The sequence below is a fragment of the Massilia sp. X63 genome (assembly GCF_041023745.1).
GTDB lineage: Bacteria > Pseudomonadota > Gammaproteobacteria > Burkholderiales > Burkholderiaceae_D > Telluria.
The window spans coordinates 673,231-688,376 of record NZ_JBFTEF010000001.1; the positions used below are offsets into that span (position 1 = coordinate 673,231).

Consider the following 15,146-nt stretch of genomic DNA (forward strand, 5'->3'; position numbering starts at 1 on the left):
TAGGAACGCTGCTGTGACGGTGAGCGAGTAGGGAGCGCCTGCTGCACTCGCGACTTTTGCGAGACCAAGCGGACGCGCACCCAGTGGCGATAGCCCGAGCATCATTTAGACCTCCGGCCAGCCGGCAGAGAAATCGTAGTCGGCGACGGCATCGAAGTCGGGCAGCGCGCGGATAGCATCGCGGTGACGCCCACTGACCCCGGCAATTCCTGCCTCAAGATTTCCGAACAGCGCGGCGTTACCCTTCACCTTCGCTACCATCTCATCCATCGAGATGCCGCGTTCAAATGCCTCGGCGCGCAGGATCGCACACTCGCCTTGCTCACGTAGCATCTCCCACTGCCGGGCTTCCTCGCGCTTGATTGGCCAGCTCGACAACTCGCCTTTCGATAGATTCGAAGTCAGCCGGTCACGCAGAGTCTTGGCATGCCGCTCGACCAGCTCGCACTTGTATGATTTGGCGTCATCCAGTGAAAACTCCGGGTTGACCAGCGAGCCGGCAAAACGTTCTTTACCCATCAGAGGAGCTCCATAAAGACAGCGGGCCCAGCGTTGCCGCCATCAACCGCCGATAGGCCCCCGGACCACGTGGGCGAAGGGAGCGTGAACGCCCCTGGCGACGCTGTCATGAACCCGAGAGAATTTCCCGCCGCGTCCGGACCAAAGGCAGTCACCGCGTACCCGAAAGCCAGGCGGAACGAGGCCGACCCGTTGTCGACGATGGCGGCGACATAGTAGCGATCGGGTGGTAGCCAGATGGGAGACGTCAGTGCGTACGGCTGCAGGCCCGCCACAACCGGCTTGCTGCCGGTTGTGGCCAGCAGCTTACCGACCGAGCCGTCCGCGTTTACGCGGTAGATCGCGAAGTTGATGTTGCCGCTCGCGGATCCGCAAAATACCCGAAACCCCTTGATCTGACGCGGGCTGTCGTGTTTGTACTCAGACAGGTAGATTCGGTTGGCGACAACGCTGCCGCCCGATACGTTCGCGTAGCCTTCGGGGAAGGCGGCTATCAATTGAGCGGCGGCGCCGAACTGCATTGTCGCGCGCCGCCCAGGGGAAAATGTCCCGGTCAGCGGGGAGATGTACACCTTGTTCGTTCCGCTTAGGGTGGCCGCTGACACAGCGCCGCCAGCTTTCGTCAACGAGCCGCCAACGAAGGTCGCCTGCACCAGGGTGCGCGACAGCACCGAGCCCGATGCCGTAAAAGCGCCGATTCCGGATTCGATCGGCTGATCCGAGCTGCTAACGATGCTGTAGGCGACCAGGTCGCCGTCGGTGAACCAGTCGCCCAAGGCAGGGAAGCCGGTTACGGACGACAGCGTGATCGCCCCAGTGCCCGCCGTGTTGGTCGTCGCTTGGGTCCAGTTGGCGAGCATGATCAGCTCAGCGTCAGGACGCCGCCGGCGGCGTCGAAGTCCACGGTAACGCTCTCGCCTTCGAGCAGCGTGATGCTGTCGCCGCGGTCGACGTAGCCCACGAGAGGCTTGCCAGTCGCGGTGTCGTTGTATACGACGGCATAGCGGAAGGGGCCGATCGAACCGCCGGCGGCGGTGACTACCTCGTCGGCAATCGTGACCTTTGCGATGCCACCGACCTCGGCCAGCACGACCGAATCCAGCACATAGCCGCCGGCGACATAGCCGCCGGTCGCTGCAACTTGGGTGATGTTTGCCAGGACAGTATTCGTCGCGGCCGGCGCCGTGTTGGTCAACGCGACCTTGAGCACGTGCGTGCCAAAGTCGTGCTTACCGCGCAGCACCTGCTCGGCGAAATCTTCGAATTTTTGCAGTGTGGGCATGTGCTGCCTTTCGATGTTCTGTGAAGCCGCCAGCAGAGCCAGCGGCAGGGGATTACTTCAGCGATTCGGCGTAGGCGACGGCGGCCGGATCGGTTATTTCTTGGTGCGGACGGGCTTCGCCGGCGCCTGGGCGCCAGGTTCCGCAACCCAGCCTTCGTTCTTAGCTACATCGATCAGGTCGTGATCTTCAGTCTCGATCTCTTGGCCTTGCGCGAAGTTCTCGATCTCGACTCCGCGGTGCGCCCAGCTAAAGGGCGACTGTACTATCAGCTTCATTACCGCTCCTAAAACGAGGCGGACCACCGAAGTGGCCCGCTCTTGGGTTACGCCGTCGCGATTTTCAGCAGCTTGATCGCCTGAGTGTTGCGCAGCTTGCCGCCAACACGCTTGCGAATGTAGAACTTGACCATCCCTGGCGTGGTGATCTCGTCGCGGGTCATGCGCATGCCGACTCGGTCGCAGATCAGGTAGCCTTCTTTGAAGTCGCCGAAGGCAACAGGGAAAGCGTTGGCGGCCAGGCCCGGCATGTCCTCCGCCTCGGTCACGCCGTAGCCCATGAACAGATCGGGCTGTCCAGCGACCAGCGACGGCTGCCACAGGTACTGGCCCTGGGTGTCCTTATATTTGCGCATCGCTGCCAGAATCAGCTTGTTGGTCACCCAGCGAGCATTGGCGCGGTAGCGAGCGCGCAGCGAGTAGATCAAGTCGTAGAACACGTCCGCGCTGGTCGGCATGGCTGCTGCTTGGCCCGAAGCGATGTACTGCAGGGTGCCGAATGCGCGGCCGCCGTCAGCGGTAGCTACCGGCGCCGGGCCGCCGAGCATGCCGGTCGGCTTCTTGATGCCATCGCCCAGGAAAAAGGCGGCGCCTTCGCCGGCGTACATGGATTCGGAGGCGGAGCTGATCAGCCAATCTTCGACGTTGAAGAACAGGTCGTCCAGCGACTCCTCCGACGCTTGTGGCTTAGCGGAGGCCATGCCGAAGGTCGGCTTCACCTCGACCAGGTTCGGGGTGTTGGTTTGGTTGCGAGTGTCGGTCTCGCCCACCCATTCGAAGCCGGCGCCGCCGATGTCGAACAGTTCGGTGTAGTCCGGGCTGCCAACGGTTCGGACAGTGGCCAGCTGACGCATCGGCGAAGCCTCAACGCCGAGGCGCGCGATAGTGCGCTCGATTTCTTCCGGCAGAGCGAAGCCGCCAGCGGAGCCGGTCGAAGTAACGGTCTGGGTGGCCTTCGCTTCCAGTGCCTTCTGGGCTTGCGCGGCTTTCTGCTGACGCTCATGATCGCCAGGTGCGCGCATCCAGCTCATGAAAGCTTCGCGGTACTCGACCGCCTCTTTCGACTGACCGTCCTTCTGTTCGCCGCCTCCGGCGCCCGGGCGGGCCAGCTTAGTCTCGACCTTTTCGAGGCGGGACTTTGCTTCGTTCAGCGATTCGATGTGCTGGTCCATCTTGGCCAGCTTGGCATCGAAGTCGGCTGTGGAGTTGCCAGCCTTGATTGCTTCAATGCGCTGATCATTGGTCTTTTTGTACTCTTCGAAAGCGGTGGCGATCTTGTCGATCGACTCGGCGACCGACTTGATGGTTGGGTCTTCGCGCTTTTCGTACGGGAGCAGCGCGGCTTTCGCCTGGAAGGCTGCGAAGTGGGCGGCCATCGCGGTTGCGGCGCCGATCACGATCATTTTCTTGGTCATGTGGTTGTCTTTCATGAGGTGAGGGTGTCGAGCAGCCGGTTGGCCGCCTTCAGTGCCGCAGCTGCCCCATGAGCGTCCCGCTCATCCAAGGCGATGCGTTTGACCTCGGCGAGGAACGCTTTGGCCGTGTCCGCCGAGAAGCCCGCATCCCGCAGGGCCTGTTCGGCTTGACGAATGGTTTTGATGCCGGCGACGTCGGCCGCCTTGACGCCAGTGATGCGCGCCTTGTCGTTTGCTGGAAACGTGACTAGGGAAACTTCCCACAGGTCGACCTCAGTCAGCGTGCGGACGTCCGTTTCGCGGTCGTACGTCCACTGCTTGGAGACGAAGCCAATCGACAGCCCGTTGAGCGCGCCCATCTTGAGCAGCGCATACGCTTCCGCTCCCTTGACGGTGTCTAACGCCAGCTTGCCCTTGATACGCAGGCCTTTAGCGTCCTCGACCATCTCGAGCCAGACGCCGATCGGCGCCGTAGCATCGTGTTGCCACAGCATGGCCGGCATAGTGCCGGCCGACTTGTGCGCGGCGAGCGACGCCAGGTATGCACCTGGTGCGATGACGTCGTCGTAGTTGTCGCGCACGCCGAACACCGAGCCGTAGCCCTCGACCGTGCCGTCGTCGCCAACCGCCTTAATCTGCAGGACATAGGAGCGCACCTCACGGCCACCGGTGCCGGCGCTTTTTCGCTCCAGCGATGGCTTGGAGGCGGCTGCGATCGGCGATTGCTGGCGATGTGGCGCCGGTGCGGGCATATCCTTGCGGTCGCGCTTATTTGGCGTCTGGCTCAGTGTCTTCATCGTCTTGTTCCTTGCTGCCCTGCGTCATATTTAGAGGGGTGAGCGGTTCGTCGAGACCTGGGAGCGGGTCTTTACCTTCCTCATCCCGGATTTCGTTGCGGGTATAGATGCCCATCTCGGCCATGGTTCGTGCCCACTGAGCGCGGTCCTTCATGGACCCGGCGACCATATAGCGAGTGTCGAACTGCACATAGAGCGGCCCGGCGCCGTCAAGCATTGTTTCGTCCAGTCGGTCGCGCCAGGCTTTGTGCCACGGCTTAAGCGTTTGCCGGAGGTGTGCGTCGAAGAACGATTCAGCACTCGCGTGGGTTGATGCCTTGTCAGCGTGGCCGATGATGGCGGGGAAGACGCCGTACGCCCGGCAGACCTCCTCAATCTGCAAGCGCCGGGTTTCAACGTGCTGCGCGTCGACGCCGGTTTGCGCGGTCGGGGTCCAAGTTGCCGAGTTGTCCAGCACTAGCGGTTCGCCTGCGCGTGCTGAACCGCCGAATCGCTTGATCCATGCAGTGAGTCTGGTGTGCTGCTCGTCGCTCAGCACCTTGTTGATCGAGTACAGGCCGCTCGGACGCAGGCTGTTTTCATGCATCGCGGCCTGGCTGCGCTCAGTAGCGATCGATAGGCCAATCGAAGCCGCGGCCAGCTTGAGCACATCCATGCTGCCCGACCAGTCCCACTGGAGGCCGTTGAGCACAAAAACATCCTCCGGGGCGAACTCTCCGATCATGCCGAACTCGTCCCAGCATCGGTAACGCAATTCGTAGCGCGATACCTTCCGGACGTCCCAGCGGCCAGGCTCGACAGGGATCAACTCTCGAACACGCCGGTTGTCGCCGCGGACCTTAATCGAGAGCGCCTTACCGGTTAATGCCGCGTGGAGTGTCATCTGCCGGCGCCACTCGAATGATGTTTGCCACTCGTTCGGACGTCGGCTTAGGAGCCGGTACTCAGGAATGTTCGTCGCCTTCTCGCGCGTGCCATCTGGCTTCTCACGCAGCACATGCAGGTCCGGCGTCGCGCAGCCGTTGGCGATCTCGCGAACGCAGGCAAGCACGGTGGAGACCTGCAGGGCGGTTTTCGCGGTGACATGCACCCGGGCCACGGTACTGCCGCTGCCGCCATCGATCAGTTTTGCTACCTGGTCGTAGGTAAGCTGGGCCGATTTGCGCCCAAGAATGCGGTCGAGTAGTTTCAAGGGGTATCCCAGAATGATCTGCCGGCAGTGGCAAGAGGGTTGAGCGCCATGAGCGAGACAGCATCGAACAAGGCCATGAGCGGGTCGATCTTCGCCGTCCCGCTAGCCTGTTTCGTGATCGAGATTGCGTTACCAGCCGGGACGATCCGGGCGTTACCGACGCTCCAGGGCATCAGGCCAGACTTGGCCACCAGCAGCTCACCGCCGGCTAACTTCCGCTCAGTGGTCTTGATCGCGCCGTTCAGGCGCCAGCCTTGGCTGATCGCTACGATGTCGTTCTGCACATCGAAGCCGCGCGCCGAGAGTTCGTCGACGATGTCACCGATACCGGCGGCGTCGACGCCGATGCCTTGCTTCTCCGGCAGCAATCCGGCATCGCGCACGCGGCAGACGACGTCGGCGAACTCCTGGACGTCCTGGCCGGGCCGGTCAACGATCGTAAGCGTGCCTTCTTTCTGGAAGTCCAGCAGGCGAGGGGCGATCTCTTTTCGGCGCTCCAGGGCGATCTTGTGAGCCCAGGCGTGGAACCAAGCCAGCCAGCGTCCAGTCTCGCGCTCGCGGCCGACCACCGCCTGGCCCAGCAAGTCGTCCAAACCGCCGCCGTCAGCGCCGACAACGGCCACTTCGCACCGGTTCAGCAACTCGTCGAGCGTCAGCACGGTCTGCGCCTGCTCCCAGTAGTCGGCGCCGGCCCAGCGGTCGGAGCGCAGATTCAGGCCAATTTCGACGTTCAGGTGCTTGGCGAGGAATTGCTGGAAGGTGCCGTCAGTCTTCGTCTGGTTCTTGCGTAGCTGGTCTTCAAGCCACTCGGCGCTGACCGAACGCCCCATATTCGGGTTGGTAACGTAGAAATTTTCGGGTCGCAGGTATGCTTTCGACTTCAGCATCGCCTCGGGGAACTCGTACAGAATGCCGAGTGTCTTGCGATCCTCAATCTTCCCGTCGCGAACGTCTCGCCAGTAGTCCAGCTTTTCCTTGAACACTCCGGCGGGCGGGTCGTCACTCTGGGTCGTCAGGTAAATTACCCAACCCTCATCGCGCGACACCTGCCCGCCAAGCGCTTCCATGAACATTGCTTGCGCGTTGGCGCGCTTACCGAACAGCCAGAGTTCGTCGACCAGCACACGGCCAGCCTTTTTTCCTGAAACCGTGTCTGTGTCAGCTGCGACAACCTTGAGGCTGTTGCGCGAAACACGGTGTGTAATCGTGCGCTGGTGGTCCTGAATGTGGAACAGTGCAAGCAGCTCGTCATCCGCGCGGATCATGCTCGCCGCAGGCTTAAAGCTATTGTCAGCCACCTCTTTAGTCGGCGCCAAGATGAGGTGTTCCTCCTCTTCGCGCCAGCAGATGATGACTGCGGTGACCATGATGCCGGCCGCCAGGGTGGACTTCGTATTCTTCTTGCTGATCAACAGGCCGTATTCACGGATCATCTGCTTGCCGGTCTCGGCATCGTAACCACCGAAGATCGCGCGGACGAAGTCGAATACCCACTCTTCGCAGCACTCGCCAAATGTCGGCTTGCCGGGAATGTCGACGACGCGCAGCTCCTTGAAGATCGAAACCGCGTGCTCGGCCTGGTCGGCATAGATCGGAGGCGGGATAATGGACTCGCGCTCCACCAGCCTGCGCTCCCAATCAAGACAGGCTGTGGTCCATTCCATATTTGATTACACCTTCTTGCCTCCAGCGGCAACGAGTTTAGGCGGCGGGGCAGAGGTGAAGCGGCTCGCGACCTTTTTAGCGTCGGCCTGCTTCTGCTCTTTCTTGCCGCCCTCGCCAAGTTTTTGATGAACGAACGGAAGCAGCGCTTTGGCTGCGTCGACGCGCATCTTCGCTTCAGTGCCGGTGTCGTTCATGACAGCCTTGAGGAACACTAGCGGGTCGTCATACTGGACCGAAAGCGGCAACATCGCTGGTTCCTTCGGCTTTCGGCCGGCGCCCGCACGAGCGCCGCCGCTCCTTCCGGGCTGGCCTGCCATTTGAATTCTTTCTCAGGGACAAAATTGTTCGTGCATGCGGGACTAGTGGGTGTCCAGCGTTCAAGGGTGTGGACTTTGGACCGCCCCCGCCCCTTGGCGTGGTTTCCAGCCGGTCTTCGCGCCCTTCGACAGGTTGCAGCCCCGGCACGCCAGTTGCACGTTCGCACGGACATGATCGCCACCCTTGGCGAGCGGGACGATGTGATCCAACTCCGGAGCTGCTTTGTCATGCGTGCCCATTAGCGCACGCGGCGTGTCTTTACCGCAGAGCTGGCATATCCACCTACAGTCAACGAAGACCGATACCTTGTGGACCGGCTCGTACCGCACGCCGAACTTCTTAGCTCGCTCTCTGTGGGTGTCACCACCGCCGCGGCTGCAGGCTTGCTTTCGACACTTCGCAGAACAGTAGGTGCGACGTGGGTCGCCATAGCTCGGCTCGAACCGGCTGCCACATTGCTTGCATTCGCGGTTGCTCCTATCTCTGCCGCTTCGACGCTCGCCAGCGACTCGGGTAAGTGTTTGCTGAGCCTTCCGATAGCAGTCGGGCGAACAGTACTTCGTTGACTTGTGGCGCGCTGCGAATTGCTTCCCGCACGATGTATGGGCGCAGATCTTCTCAGTAGGCGAGACAGGTAGCCTCTTCCGCTTCCCCGTGACGACACGGCTTCGGCGGTCGTACTTAGCTGACGCTCGGCAAGTCGCACTGCAGTACTGCTTCTTAAGTCCGCGGCCAGTCTGCTCGAAGACTGCGCCGCACTTACAGGTCGACAGGCAGGGCGCTTTCGGCGCAGGCTCGACCCGCAGCTTCTTCGGTCGACCCGCGCCTGGGCGAGCGCCACCGGAGCCGATGCGGGCACCGCCGCTACGGCCGCTTACGCCCGCCATGGTTGGCTCGCCGATGATTGATTTGCATACGCAAGGGCAGCGCATGCGATAGAATTCGCAGCAGTCATTGAGACCTCCGACCAGGTTGATGTGATTAGAAGCCGGCCAGTGTTAGCGCACTCGTCGGCTTCGCTCATTCTAGTTTACTGTATGCGTGTACAGTATGTCATCTGCCTCTTTCTTTGGCTTCCCTTGCGCTCTTAGCGTCGTGGCATGGCTGGCACAGCAGCTCCTTGTTCGTGTCACTGTCGTCGCCACCATCCCATAGCGGCTTGATGTGGTCGACCGCGGCGCCGAGGCTGGTCTTGCCCTGCCTCTTGCATTCCTGGCACAGGCCATGGTCCCGGGCGCGGATGCGGTTGCGGTCCTTCACGCCGGCCGAGCCTCGCTTCCTCTCTACGACACCAGGGCGGGCGACGGGCAGGGCGGACAGGCGGCCACCGATGGTCGACAGGCGGGACTTGAGGGTGGTGAGCTTCGTCATGCCTTCTCCGGCACCAGCGCCGCCACCTCGTCGAGCGTCATCCCGGCGCCCGGCCTTCCGTATCCCTTGTGCAGCAGGATCTCGGCGGCGCGCTCGGCTTCAACTAAGCGCTCGCAGATGCGCAGCAGGGCGGTGTTGTCGGTCACGCTGAAGACCATCGCAGGACGGTTGCCGGTGACGATGTGGATGATGCGATGCCGGTAGCAGTCGAGTGCGGCGGTGCTCATGCTTTCCTCGCTTGCTCGTAGGCGGCCTGATCGCGCAGGCGCTGGACGGTGTAGCGCAGGTAGGCGAGTTCGTCTTCGACGCTCATGCGGCACCTCAAATAGAAAAGCCGCCCGAGCATTGGCAGGGGCGGCGAAAGCTCGGCGCTGGCCGAACTTAGGAGACACGAGAATTGGTGCCGGTGCTATTCCCGGCTGTCAGAAGCTCCCCATAAGGCAGGGTGTACAGGGCGCACTCAGACGAGGAAAGGACTATGCAGCGGGGCCAGGGCGCTGCGCTTCGGGCAAACCAAAACAAAAAGCCCGCTAACTTTTCGGCGCGGGCTTGGTATGGGCGAGCACAATCAGCAAGGGTGCTGGGTGTTCGCCTGCCTCGGGTGACGGTGGCGCCGGAGCGCGCATTACGTGGATCGAGGGGATGAAGACTACAGTTTACGGGCGTTCGGCCGGGCGCGCAACGGGGTTTCTACAAATTTACATTGGCGCGCACGTCACCGACAACATATTCCTCGATTGCCTGCCCGACGCAGTCGAGTCGCACCATGTCGATGCTGATGCTGCTCGGGCTTGCGCCGGTCGCTGCCTTGAAATCAGAAGCGGCCTTTACGACCGCATCTTCTCGATATCGCTCATGCTGCCTTCCTCATCTTCGCGCCGGCCCGCGCCGAATGCGACTGGAACATCCCCTCCAGCTCGCTCACCATGTCCGCCACCTTCTCACGTTCGATGGCGCCGCCCTGAATCGGCTCGCGGCCAGTGCCGTGGCAGTGAGTGCAGGCGCGCGACTCGTTGATCTTCGTCCCGTTGCAGACCTCACAGCTGCCGCCCAGCCAATGAGCCAGGCTGACGCGGGCGATCTTGGCGTACATCGCATGCGCCGCCTTGATATCCCATTCGTGCTTGATCTTGAGCCAGCCACGCGAAAGCCCCTTCTTGGTAACTTCCTCGGTCCAGACGCGGAGCAGGGCGGGTAGGCCATGGGTGCCGCTCTCGAATGCTTGGCGCGGCACGCCGGCCAGCTTAGCGCGGGCGAGCATCGAACCGAACACACTGCCGGATCCGCCTGTCAGGTCGGCCAGGGCGGCGGCAATCAGTGGTTCGGCTTGTTGATGCTGGGCGTCGTCCAGAAGGTTCGACGCGCTCAATGCGTGGATGTAGCGATCTGCGAACCCCATGACTTTCTCCGTTAGACGACCCTCCCAGCGTACCATATATGGCCTAATTTTTGCCGAGAATAAACTGTAATCTGGAAATATTATTGACCCGAGCAACACCATAGAGCGAGTTAACTGCGGCGCGGCGTGATGCTCCGATGAACGATGTTCGGTCATACCTCGCCGGTCAAATCTTGGAGCGCCGCGAGAAACCGGGCGCTTCCGTCTTCTATCGTGTCGCAGCTGCGCACCTGGGCGCCGGTGAGGGCGTTCAGGCGGGCGCGCTTGTTCGCGTAGGGCGTGCCATCCAGCTCGGCGGCGAGCTCCGGCATGTTGGTGTCGAGCCACGCGCCAAGGGCTACGGCGTTCGGCCCGTCAGGGATCGGCAGCAGCATGACGATATGGCCCTTCACGCTGCCTCCCTTTTAAGTTCGCGCAGCTTCACGCGGTAGGTCTCCTTGATCCGCACCAGCTCTTCGATCGTGAGATCCCGGGTCGGCGGCGCGTACTCGAGCGCCTCCAGATCGGCGACGTACTGCTCACCGTAGCGCCCGACCAGCCCGGCCCGGTACTTGGCTCGGGTCGTGCCGCCCGGCTTGTTGCAGCCCTTGCGCTGTTTGTGCACGTTGCGCTCGTCGAAGCGCAGGTGCGAAGCGTGACCGCGGCTGATGTAGTGGCCGGCATCCCAGCCGCCGCCGTGCAGTGCCATCTCGCCGGCGGCGATGAAAGAGCCGCAGCAGATGCAGGGCAGGTTGCGGTCCCGCTCTCTGATGTAGGCGTTAAAGGCCTCTTGCGCCTCGGCGACGTATGCGGGGCGGCGCTTGAACTTCGCCAGCTTGGCCCTGGTCTCTGCGCGGTCGGCAGCGGCGAGCTTTGCCGCCAGGCGCTTACGCTCGGCGACTGCGACCACTTCGGCGCAGGCCGGCGAGCACGCTTTGTGCGTCATGCTGCGCGGCTGGAAGCGGGCAGGGCAGCCCTTGACGGCGCACTTGCGGGTGCGCGCGGGCTTGAGGGTGCTGGCGCGGGCGATGGGGGCAGAGCGGGTGAGGGTCATGCGGCCTCCAATTCAGCAGGCGCCGCGATGCGTTGTTTCGCCATGTCGTAGCAGTCGATCAGGATCTTGTGCCAGTCTTCGCGGGCGCTCCAGTACGTGCGCCGGCAGTGCGAGACGTCGCCCTGGTCGAACTCGCCCATATTCCGGAGCTCGGCAAGACGTCCTTCAATCTTCGGCGGCAATGGTTTCTGATTCATATTTCTCTCGGCCATAGTTGTCATTTAGAGGGGTTGGTTGGACCCCTCAAGCTTTGGTGGTGGTTCTAAGGGGTGTACTGCGGCCCCGAGCAAAATCAGCAAAAACTTGCATCGCAAGTGACGATTTCACAGGTGGTCAACCCTGCTGCGGCTCGCCCAGACCGCCCCTCCGATCCGCCTGACTGGAACACTCGCTGTGAATGTGCCCGCCATGCGGATCAAACTTTCCAACTCTTTCCCTCTGTTCGGTCTGGCCTGTGCTCTCAGGCCTCGCCAAGGCCCCCTCTGCGCCTTGTTCTTGCTGTGCCCTGGTGTTCGTCAGCGGCCTCGGTCTTTTCGCGGTGTGGCCCGATTCAAGGCCTTGCACGTTTTTTTAAGGTGTCGTCCGCTCCACCTGGTCTTTCACTTGGCGCGCAGTAGCTTCGCCTTCCTCATGACCTTGAGCTTGATGTCAGCGAATACGGCGGCTTGAATCTGCAGCACCGTGCGCTTGCGGCTGAAGCTGAACTGCTGGCCGGCGACGGCAAGTTCGACTTGCTCCATGGCGTAGTCGTTCCAGTCGGTCCCTGAGCAGGTCGGGTAGGCAACACCCACGCCCAGCAGCTCGGCGGCTTGCTTGGCGGCGTCAAGGCCTGGATTGCGGCCGATGCGCGCGGCGGTTTCATGGTCGTTGTCGGCGCACACGACGCCCATGCCGAAGCGCTCCATGCGCTCAGCGACGACAGGCAGGTTCCCGGCGTTAAATGCGACGATGACGCGGCTGTTCGGCACTGCTTGGAAGATGGTCAGGCCGGTGGCGAAACCCTCGACCAGCACGGTGACGACGGCGCCGGCGCGCTCGATGGCGTAGTAGGCGCACTTGGTCGTGGCCCCGAAGTGGAATTTCTTCTCGCCTTCTGGCGAAATGCGCTGCAGGCTCAGGATCTTGCCGTTGTAGAGCATGGGGATGACGAGCCAGCCGTCCGCATCGACGCGCAGACCTACGCAGCCAGCGACGCCCAGGCCTTTGCCCACCAGGTATGGATGGCTGTCCCGCAGCGGCGTGCACTTGGCGTAGTAGGTGCGGGCGCCGAGCGTGGCCTCGATCAGGGCCTGGCGACGTTCAGCCTGGCGGCGAGCGATCAGGGCGCGGTCGATCGGCGCTGCCATGGCGGCGCCGTCATTGGCGCGCCACATGATCGGCTCCATGTGCACGGCGTAGTCCTGCAGCCAGCCCACCTGGCCATCATCGGCGAGTTTTATGCTTCCGTTCTTCTTACGCGGGTGGTTGATGGTCTTGCAGCGGATCCAGCGGCCCGCCATGAAGCCGTCCGGCACGATGATGCCGTTGGCCTCGACGAACTGCAGGAAGCTGCTCATGCGCGCTTACCTTTCGCAAACGCGATGGCGCGTGAACGGACCCAATTGAGGACGGCGGCGGAAGGCTCGACCGGCGGGACGTCGTTTGCGTCCGGCCATTCCTTGAACTTCTCCTTGAACTTGTTCGCCGCCCAGCCGTCCTTATAGCCGCGGTCGCGGGCGATGTGGCGCAGCTGCGCGTAGAACTCGCGTTTCTGTTCGGCGGTCGGGCCCTGCTTGACGGGCTTGCCGTTCAGTTCGTGGAGCGAGCCCTCGACATGCTGGACCGCCGTTCCAGGCGTCTTGTACACGTTGCCGCAGGATGGGCACATGGGCATTGGCTTGTGCACGTGCGCGCAGTTCGGGCACTTGGTCGGCTCACGCTCGATCGTTGGAGCCTTCTTCGGCGGCTTCTTGGCGCCCATGTCCAGCTCGGACACGCCGCACTCGAGGAACTCGTGCATTTCGTCCCAGAAGCGGATGCAGTTGCCACTGTGGTCGAGCACGATGCACTCAGTCTTACCCGGGTGGATCCGCAGGCCGCGCCCGAGGATCTGGATGTGCTCGGCCAGGCTGGACTTGAGCGGGCGGGCCATGATGATCACTTCGACGTCGGAGACGTCAAAACCTTTGCTAAGGGCGCTTACGCTGATCAGGCCACGGATGGCACTGTCGGGCTTGCGGAACTCTTCGACCAGGGCGGTGCGTGCTTCGTCGCCGGTGCGGTAGGTGTACATGTCGCAGTTCACGCCGGCGGCAGCGAACTGACGCTGCATCTCTTCGCAGTGGGCGACGTTGCAGCCGAACGCGATGAACTTCTTGCCCCGGCCATGACGGAGGTATTCCTCCACGCAGTCGCCAATGATCGGCATCGAGCGCTCGGCGGCTTCGTTGTCGGTCCATTCGCCGGCGGTGACCTTGGCGCCGGTCATGTCCGGCTCGCTGGCGGCGTAGATGCGGAATGGGGTCAGGAAGCCAGCGTCAATTAACTGATTCGATGTGATGACGGTCACAATGCCATCGTAGTGCTTGCCCAGGCCCTTGGTCATCGGAGTGGCGGTGAGGCCAATCACAATGGTGTCGCGCCCAGCGATGCGCTCGGCGACGGTGGTGTGCACGGCGTGGCACTCGTCCACGATGATCAGGTCTGCATCGGGCCAGCCGCGCTTCGCGATGGTCTGCGCGCTGGCGATCTGGATCCGCTCCCATGGCTTGCAACGCCAGTGGCCGCCCTGCATCACGCCGTGCGGGATTCCGTAGCGGTCAAAGGTCTCGCTGGTCTGCTCGATCAATGCGATGCGGTCCGCGACGAACACAGCCCGACGACCGGCTTTGCCGTGGCACTCCGCCATCAGGTGAGACGCGATGACGGTCTTGCCGCCACCGGTTGGGACGGACAAGATCATGTTGCGCACGCCCTGGCGGATCAAGTTGCGCAGGCCTTCGACGCTGTCGACCTGATAAGGGCGTAGGGCGAGCTGTGCTTTCATGCAGCCCTCCGTGCGATGGCCGGCAGGATTTCGGCGTTGGTGGTCACGCCAAGCTGCTTGCGGATCTTCGCCAGCAAGTCACCCTGGTAGCGCGCTTGGGACTGCGCCTCGTTCGAAGTACGCATCAGCTGCGCATTACGACCCGACAACTGGTCGAACTTGAGGGACCAGTCGGCCACCTGCTGCGCCAGGTCGTTACCGGAGCTCAGGGTCTCCACGAGCTGGGACAGGCGACGGATCTCCTTGTCGGCGGCTTCCAACTCGGACGCCAAGTCGGGCTGGTCGTCGTCGGCATCATCGTTGGCCGACGGCGTCCGTTTCGCCTTGGCGGGCTTGCCCTCGATCTGGGCAACGGCTTTCGGTAGGCTGATTTCGCCGTGCGCCACTTGCTTAGCCAGGTCGGGCGAGGCCTTGGCGACGGCGTCGGCCATCTTCTGGGTGCGCACACTGGCGCCGGATTGGGCGGCGCGGTCGGCGACGGTCTCCAATGGTGCAACGTTGCACTTTTGGGCGTCGGTCTTGAAAGTAGGGTTCCCGACCGTCTGCGCGCGGGTCCAGTCCTGGGCGCTAGCGACGATTGCCGCCTGCTGGCCGGCAGACAGGTGGCGGCGGTGCAGGTTGGCCGACAGGACGAACGAGACCGGGTTGTCGCCGGTGAAGTCCTTGAAAGTCGGCTCGACGCCAGCTTCGACACATGCGCGGTAGCGGTTGCCGCCGTCGAGGATGAAGCCGGCGTGCACGACGATAGGCTCGCGCAGGCCGTGAGCCAAAATGTCGGCCTTAAGGGCCTCAAACTCGGCGCCAGAAATGCGCGGGAAGAGGGTGCAGAGTGGGTGCAGTTCCATCATGCCCCC

General features: G+C 62.7%; 19 protein-coding genes. All 19 read right to left on the minus strand.

Features of this window, described 5'->3' with window-relative positions; genetic code table 11:
• Positions 1 to 105 precede the first annotated feature (105 nt).
• Entirely contained in the window at positions 106 to 519 is a 414-nt protein-coding gene (locus tag AB3347_RS03120; protein ID WP_369090297.1) for a hypothetical protein, read from the minus strand.
• Entirely contained in the window at positions 519 to 1,379 is an 861-nt protein-coding gene (locus tag AB3347_RS03125) for a hypothetical protein (protein WP_369090298.1), read from the minus strand. Before AB3347_RS03125 ends, AB3347_RS03120 begins: the two co-directional genes overlap by 1 nt.
• A gap of 2 nt (positions 1,380 to 1,381) precedes the next feature.
• Positions 1,382 to 1,801 carry a hypothetical protein gene (locus AB3347_RS03130; RefSeq protein ID WP_369090299.1) on the minus strand — a complete coding sequence of 140 codons (420 nt, stop codon included), beginning with the start codon at positions 1,799 to 1,801 and terminating at the stop codon, positions 1,382 to 1,384.
• 93 nt (positions 1,802 to 1,894) lie between these two features.
• On the minus strand, positions 1,895 to 2,077 hold the full coding sequence (locus AB3347_RS03135) for a hypothetical protein (RefSeq protein ID WP_369090300.1): 183 nt from the start codon (positions 2,075 to 2,077) through the stop codon (positions 1,895 to 1,897).
• A 47-nt stretch (positions 2,078 to 2,124) separates the two neighbouring features.
• Positions 2,125 to 3,492 (minus strand): phage major capsid protein, encoded by a 1,368-nt coding sequence (locus AB3347_RS03140; RefSeq protein ID WP_369090301.1) that lies wholly within the window; start codon positions 3,490 to 3,492, stop codon positions 2,125 to 2,127.
• 11 nt (positions 3,493 to 3,503) lie between these two features.
• The gene (locus AB3347_RS03145; protein WP_369090302.1) at positions 3,504 to 4,289 is read right to left on the minus strand and encodes an HK97 family phage prohead protease; all 786 of its coding nucleotides are present in this window, start codon (positions 4,287 to 4,289) and stop codon (positions 3,504 to 3,506) included.
• Positions 4,261 to 5,481 carry a phage portal protein gene (locus tag AB3347_RS03150; protein WP_369090303.1) on the minus strand — a complete coding sequence of 407 codons (1,221 nt, stop codon included), beginning with the start codon at positions 5,479 to 5,481 and terminating at the stop codon, positions 4,261 to 4,263. Before AB3347_RS03150 ends, AB3347_RS03145 begins: the two co-directional genes overlap by 29 nt.
• Positions 5,478 to 7,145, minus strand: a complete 1,668-nt coding sequence (locus tag AB3347_RS03155; RefSeq protein WP_369090304.1) for a terminase large subunit — start codon at positions 7,143 to 7,145, stop codon at positions 5,478 to 5,480. The genes AB3347_RS03150 and AB3347_RS03155 overlap by 4 nt, the downstream gene beginning before the upstream one ends.
• A 6-nt stretch (positions 7,146 to 7,151) precedes the next feature.
• Positions 7,152 to 7,394 (minus strand): hypothetical protein, encoded by a 243-nt coding sequence (locus tag AB3347_RS03160; protein ID WP_369090305.1) that lies wholly within the window; start codon positions 7,392 to 7,394, stop codon positions 7,152 to 7,154.
• 129 nt (positions 7,395 to 7,523) lie between these two features.
• Complete coding sequence (locus AB3347_RS03165; RefSeq protein ID WP_369090306.1) at positions 7,524 to 8,396, minus strand: HNH endonuclease; 873 nt, start codon at positions 8,394 to 8,396, stop codon at positions 7,524 to 7,526.
• 121 nt (positions 8,397 to 8,517) lie between these two features.
• Entirely contained in the window at positions 8,518 to 8,835 is a 318-nt protein-coding gene (locus AB3347_RS03170) for an HNH endonuclease (RefSeq protein WP_369090307.1), read from the minus strand.
• Complete coding sequence (locus AB3347_RS03175) at positions 8,832 to 9,062, minus strand: hypothetical protein (RefSeq protein WP_369090308.1); 231 nt, start codon at positions 9,060 to 9,062, stop codon at positions 8,832 to 8,834. Before AB3347_RS03175 ends, AB3347_RS03170 begins: the two co-directional genes overlap by 4 nt.
• Before the next feature lie 626 nt (positions 9,063 to 9,688).
• The gene (locus AB3347_RS03180) at positions 9,689 to 10,234 is read right to left on the minus strand and encodes a hypothetical protein (protein WP_369090309.1); all 546 of its coding nucleotides are present in this window, start codon (positions 10,232 to 10,234) and stop codon (positions 9,689 to 9,691) included.
• Positions 10,235 to 10,386: 152 nt separating this feature from the next.
• Positions 10,387 to 10,626, minus strand: a complete 240-nt coding sequence (locus tag AB3347_RS03185; RefSeq protein WP_369090310.1) for a hypothetical protein — start codon at positions 10,624 to 10,626, stop codon at positions 10,387 to 10,389.
• Positions 10,623 to 11,267 carry a recombination protein NinG gene (locus AB3347_RS03190; RefSeq protein ID WP_369090311.1) on the minus strand — a complete coding sequence of 215 codons (645 nt, stop codon included), beginning with the start codon at positions 11,265 to 11,267 and terminating at the stop codon, positions 10,623 to 10,625. The genes AB3347_RS03185 and AB3347_RS03190 overlap by 4 nt, the downstream gene beginning before the upstream one ends.
• Complete coding sequence (locus tag AB3347_RS03195) at positions 11,264 to 11,464, minus strand: hypothetical protein (RefSeq protein ID WP_369090312.1); 201 nt, start codon at positions 11,462 to 11,464, stop codon at positions 11,264 to 11,266. The genes AB3347_RS03190 and AB3347_RS03195 overlap by 4 nt, the downstream gene beginning before the upstream one ends.
• A gap of 402 nt (positions 11,465 to 11,866) precedes the next feature.
• Positions 11,867 to 12,823 carry a toprim domain-containing protein gene (locus AB3347_RS03200; protein ID WP_369090313.1) on the minus strand — a complete coding sequence of 319 codons (957 nt, stop codon included), beginning with the start codon at positions 12,821 to 12,823 and terminating at the stop codon, positions 11,867 to 11,869.
• Positions 12,820 to 14,292 carry a DEAD/DEAH box helicase gene (locus AB3347_RS03205; protein WP_369090314.1) on the minus strand — a complete coding sequence of 491 codons (1,473 nt, stop codon included), beginning with the start codon at positions 14,290 to 14,292 and terminating at the stop codon, positions 12,820 to 12,822. The genes AB3347_RS03200 and AB3347_RS03205 overlap by 4 nt, the downstream gene beginning before the upstream one ends.
• Complete coding sequence (locus AB3347_RS03210; protein WP_369090315.1) at positions 14,289 to 15,140, minus strand: ParB N-terminal domain-containing protein; 852 nt, start codon at positions 15,138 to 15,140, stop codon at positions 14,289 to 14,291. The genes AB3347_RS03205 and AB3347_RS03210 overlap by 4 nt, the downstream gene beginning before the upstream one ends.
• Positions 15,141 to 15,146: the final 6 nt, after the last annotated feature.

Bases quoted from the DNA above. Each gene is read 5' to 3' on its own strand.
- AB3347_RS03120 (WP_369090297.1), bottom strand. From the start codon at position 519: ATGGGTAAAGAACGTTTTGCCGGCTCGCTGGTCAACCCGGAGTTTTCA.
- AB3347_RS03125 (WP_369090298.1), bottom strand. From the start codon at position 1,379: ATGCTCGCCAACTGGACCCAAGCGACGACCAACACGGCGGGCACTGGG.
- AB3347_RS03130 (WP_369090299.1), bottom strand. From the start codon at position 1,801: ATGCCCACACTGCAAAAATTCGAAGATTTCGCCGAGCAGGTGCTGCGC.
- AB3347_RS03135 (WP_369090300.1), bottom strand. From the start codon at position 2,077: ATGAAGCTGATAGTACAGTCGCCCTTTAGCTGGGCGCACCGCGGAGTC.
- AB3347_RS03140 (WP_369090301.1), bottom strand. From the start codon at position 3,492: ATGACCAAGAAAATGATCGTGATCGGCGCCGCAACCGCGATGGCCGCC.
- AB3347_RS03145 (WP_369090302.1), bottom strand. From the start codon at position 4,289: ATGAAGACACTGAGCCAGACGCCAAATAAGCGCGACCGCAAGGATATG.
- AB3347_RS03155 (WP_369090304.1), bottom strand. From the start codon at position 7,145: ATGGAATGGACCACAGCCTGTCTTGATTGGGAGCGCAGGCTGGTGGAG.
- AB3347_RS03160 (WP_369090305.1), bottom strand. From the start codon at position 7,394: ATGTTGCCGCTTTCGGTCCAGTATGACGACCCGCTAGTGTTCCTCAAG.
- AB3347_RS03165 (WP_369090306.1), bottom strand. From the start codon at position 8,396: ATGCGCTGCCCTTGCGTATGCAAATCAATCATCGGCGAGCCAACCATG.
- AB3347_RS03170 (WP_369090307.1), bottom strand. From the start codon at position 8,835: ATGACGAAGCTCACCACCCTCAAGTCCCGCCTGTCGACCATCGGTGGC.
- AB3347_RS03175 (WP_369090308.1), bottom strand. From the start codon at position 9,062: ATGAGCACCGCCGCACTCGACTGCTACCGGCATCGCATCATCCACATC.
- AB3347_RS03180 (WP_369090309.1), bottom strand. From the start codon at position 10,234: ATGGGGTTCGCAGATCGCTACATCCACGCATTGAGCGCGTCGAACCTT.
- AB3347_RS03190 (WP_369090311.1), bottom strand. From the start codon at position 11,267: ATGACCCTCACCCGCTCTGCCCCCATCGCCCGCGCCAGCACCCTCAAG.
- AB3347_RS03195 (WP_369090312.1), bottom strand. From the start codon at position 11,464: ATGAATCAGAAACCATTGCCGCCGAAGATTGAAGGACGTCTTGCCGAG.
- AB3347_RS03200 (WP_369090313.1), bottom strand. From the start codon at position 12,823: ATGAGCAGCTTCCTGCAGTTCGTCGAGGCCAACGGCATCATCGTGCCG.
- AB3347_RS03205 (WP_369090314.1), bottom strand. From the start codon at position 14,292: ATGAAAGCACAGCTCGCCCTACGCCCTTATCAGGTCGACAGCGTCGAA.
- AB3347_RS03210 (WP_369090315.1), bottom strand. From the start codon at position 15,140: ATGATGGAACTGCACCCACTCTGCACCCTCTTCCCGCGCATTTCTGGC.